This is a genomic window from Kitasatospora sp. NPDC059571 (genome assembly GCF_042735675.1).
Taxonomy (GTDB): domain Bacteria; phylum Actinomycetota; class Actinomycetes; order Streptomycetales; family Streptomycetaceae; genus Kitasatospora.
The window spans coordinates 1-3,161 of the sequence record NZ_JBHWBW010000668.1; the positions used below are offsets into that span (position 1 = coordinate 1).

General features: G+C 72.8%; 1 protein-coding gene and 1 pseudogene. One reads left to right on the plus strand and one right to left on the minus strand.

Annotation, left to right across the window (positions count from 1 at the left end; genetic code table 11):
• Positions 1-65: 65 nt before the first annotated feature.
• Positions 66-1,922, minus strand: a complete 1,857-nt coding sequence (locus tag ACFV0G_RS37535; RefSeq protein ID WP_380557754.1) for a phosphatidylglycerol lysyltransferase domain-containing protein — start codon at positions 1,920-1,922, stop codon at positions 66-68.
• 425 nt (positions 1,923-2,347) lie between these two features.
• Here ACFV0G_RS37535 and ACFV0G_RS37540 point away from each other — a divergent pair.
• A pseudogene (locus ACFV0G_RS37540) lies at positions 2,348-3,161 on the plus strand (esterase); the annotation flags it as partial.

The following is a 3,161-nucleotide window of genomic DNA, read 5'->3' on the forward strand; positions in this document are numbered from 1 at the left end:
GCCCCGGTCGGTCGTCCGGGGCCCGCCGCGCTGTCCTGCGGGTGGGTGCTGCTGCCGGGTGCGGCTCAGGCCGCCTCGGTGACCGTCCCCACCGGGGTGCGGTCCTGGCCCGGCTGGGGGCCCTTGGGCTGCTTGCCGCGGCCGATCAGCGGCAGGCCGAGGGTGATGAAGGCCTCCGCCTGCATGGCCGCGAAGCCGATCCGCGGGAGGTCCCGGGTCTGCTTGTAGACCAGGAAGCGGGGCTCCCACTCGGGCTGGAACTTGGCGTTGAACTTGTACAGCGACTCGATCTGGAACCAGCGCGAGAGGAAGACCAGCAGTCCGCGCCAGGCGCGCAGCACCGGGCCCGCGCCGATCCGCTCGCCGCGCGCCAGCGCGGAGCGGAACATCGCGAAGTTGAGCGAGACCCGCCGGACGCCGAGCGCCGGGACCTCCTGGAGGGCGGCGACGATCAGCAGTTCGTTGAGGCCGGGGTCGGCCTCGCGGTCGCGGCGCATCAGCTCGAGCGAGATGCCGTCCGGGCCCCAGGGGACGAAGTGCAGCACGGCCTTCAGGTCGCTGCCGGGCGGGCCGGCCGGCTCGCCCTCCTCGGGTGCCTTGTGGGCGGTGACCACCACGCAGTCGTCGTCACCGGTCTCGCCGAACCGGCCGAGGGCCATCGAGAAGCCCCGCTCGGTGTCGGTGCCGCGCCAGCGCGCGGCGGCGTCGGCGATGTGCCGCTTCTCCTCCAGGGTGAGCTCGCCGACCCGGCGGACCTTGCAGGAGTAGCCGTTGCGCTCGATCCGCTTGACCATCTGTCGGACGTTGCGCATGGCGCGACCGGAGAGCGAGAAGGTGGAGGTGTCGACGATCGCCTCGTCGCCGAGCTCCAGGGCGTCGAGCCCGGCCTCGCGCGTCCAGACCTCACCGCCGACCTCGCTGCAGCCCATCACCGCGGGCACCCAGGCGTGCTCGCGGGCCTCGGCCATGAAGACCTTGATCGCGCCGGGCCAGGCCTCGACGTCGCCGACCGGGTCGCCTGAGGCGAGCATCACACCGGAGACCACGCGGTAGGAGATCGCGGCCTTGCCGGAGGGCGAGAAGAGCACGCTCTTGTCCCGGCGCAGCGCGAAGTAGCCTAGCGAGTCGCGCCGGCCGTGCCGGTCCAGCAGCTCGCGGACCTTGACCTCGTCCTCGGCGGTGAGCACCGGCTCCGGCTTCTCCGGGCGCAGCGCGAGGTAGGCGGTGGTGACGGCGGTGAGCAGGCCGAGCGCACCGAGCGAGTAGGCGACCAGGTCGGAGATCCGCTCGCTGCCGTAGCGGATCGGGCCGTCGAAGCCGAACAGGCCGTAGACCGTCTCCTCCAGGCGCTGGATCATGGTCGGGTCGCCGAGCTCGGACTTCGGGTGGACGCTGACGATCAGCAGGCCGAGCAGCACGCTGAAGGCGCCCATGACGACCAGGTTGGCCAGCGCGCGCCAGCGGGTGCGCGGGTCGGCCTTGGCGTAGAACTCGCGCCGGTGGACCAGGATCACCACGAACAGGATGATCGACACGGCGCCCGGTCCGGGCTGGTGCCAGCGCAGCATGTGCAGCGCCGAGCCGACCGGCAGCAGGACGCAGACCGCGCGCCAGGCGCGGCGCTTGCGGCGGCGCAGCGCGTGCGCCAGCAGGACGAGGAGGATGCCGACCATCAGGGTGCCGACCGCCGCGAGGGTGGTGGTCGCCCCGGGGAGCTGGCCGGCGAAGGTGTGCACCTTGGTGTGGCGCAGCTTCGGGAAGACCGCGCTGCAGATGTCCAGCAGACCGATCAGCAGGCAGGCGTAGCCCACCACCCCCGGCAGCCACGCGCGCGGGACGGCTGCCGCCTGGCTGCGCAGCGTCTGCAGCCCGCGGCGGCGGGGCTGCTCGGTCGACGGCTCAACGGACACGGGAACGCTCATGACAGCTCAGCGTAGAGGCAGATCCGGCGTGTCCTGTCACTCCGAAGTAGGAGTTGTGATGAACCTTCATGACTATTCCTTGATCGGGCAATCTGCTGGTCAAGAAGGACCCGCCGGAGGGCAAACCGGCGTGCCTCCCGGGCCGAGGGCAGCCTGGGGACGGGTGGGCTGGTGCCGCAACGGGGCGGCCGTGGCAGGTGTGGCGGGTGCTCCGGCGCCGGTCGCGCCGTCGCATGGGACGGGTGGCTCGCTCACGCTCTGCACAGGGTGGACGCCGCATTCTAGGGCCTCGGTTGCAACCCGCCGACGGCTCGGCCATCGGATGCTGTCCGACGCCCGGTCAGGCTAGCCCCGGTGGCCCGGGCTGGTCGGTGAACGCACGATGAACCCTGGCCCCGTACCCAGCCCGATGGAAGGCGCCCGGCATGGAACTGACCAGCAGGTCGCTGGTGTACTCACTGATCGCGACCGCTGCCGTGGCGCTCGTCGCGACGCTCTGGCTGTGGCCCCGGCTGGCCCGTCAGCGGCCGCTGCCGATGCTGGGCCGGCTCGGCCTGCTGACGGTCACCCAGGTCTCGGTGCTGGCCGTGATGGCGCTCATGGTCAACAACTCGTACAGCTTCTACACGTCCTGGAACGACCTGCTCCACCCGGGCGGGGCCGCGCTGGCGCTGACCAGTTCCGAGCACACCAAGGGCGCGGTGCCGGACAACGGGAAGCTGGTGGAGCCGACCGCCGAGGGCGGGCTGGAGACGGTGAAGGACGTGCTGCCGGCCGGCAAGCCGGAGGAGGTCGGCCGGGTCGACTCGGTCAAGGTGACCGGGACCGAGTCGGGCCTGTCCGACCAGGTCTTCGTCTACCTGCCGCCGGAGTACTTCATCCCCAAGTACGCGCGGGAGCGGTTCCCGGTGATGCTGGCGATCGGCGGCTACCCCGGCCCGTCGCTGCACCTGATCGAGGGGCTGAAGGTGCCGCAGACCGCCTCGGAGCTGGAGCGCGGCGGCCGGATCGCACCGACCGTGATCGTGATGGCCCGGCCGACGGTGGCGCCGCCGCGCGACACCGAGTGCGTGGACGTGGCGGGCGGCGGCCCGAAGTCGGAGACCTGGTTCGCCAAGGACCTGGGGGGCGCCCCCCGCGGGGCGCGGGGGCCGGGGAGCGGGCGGGGGGGGGCCGGGCGGGGTGGGTCTGTCTCGCCCGCCGCGCGGGCGGGCCGGGGGGGGCGGGGGGGGGGGGCCC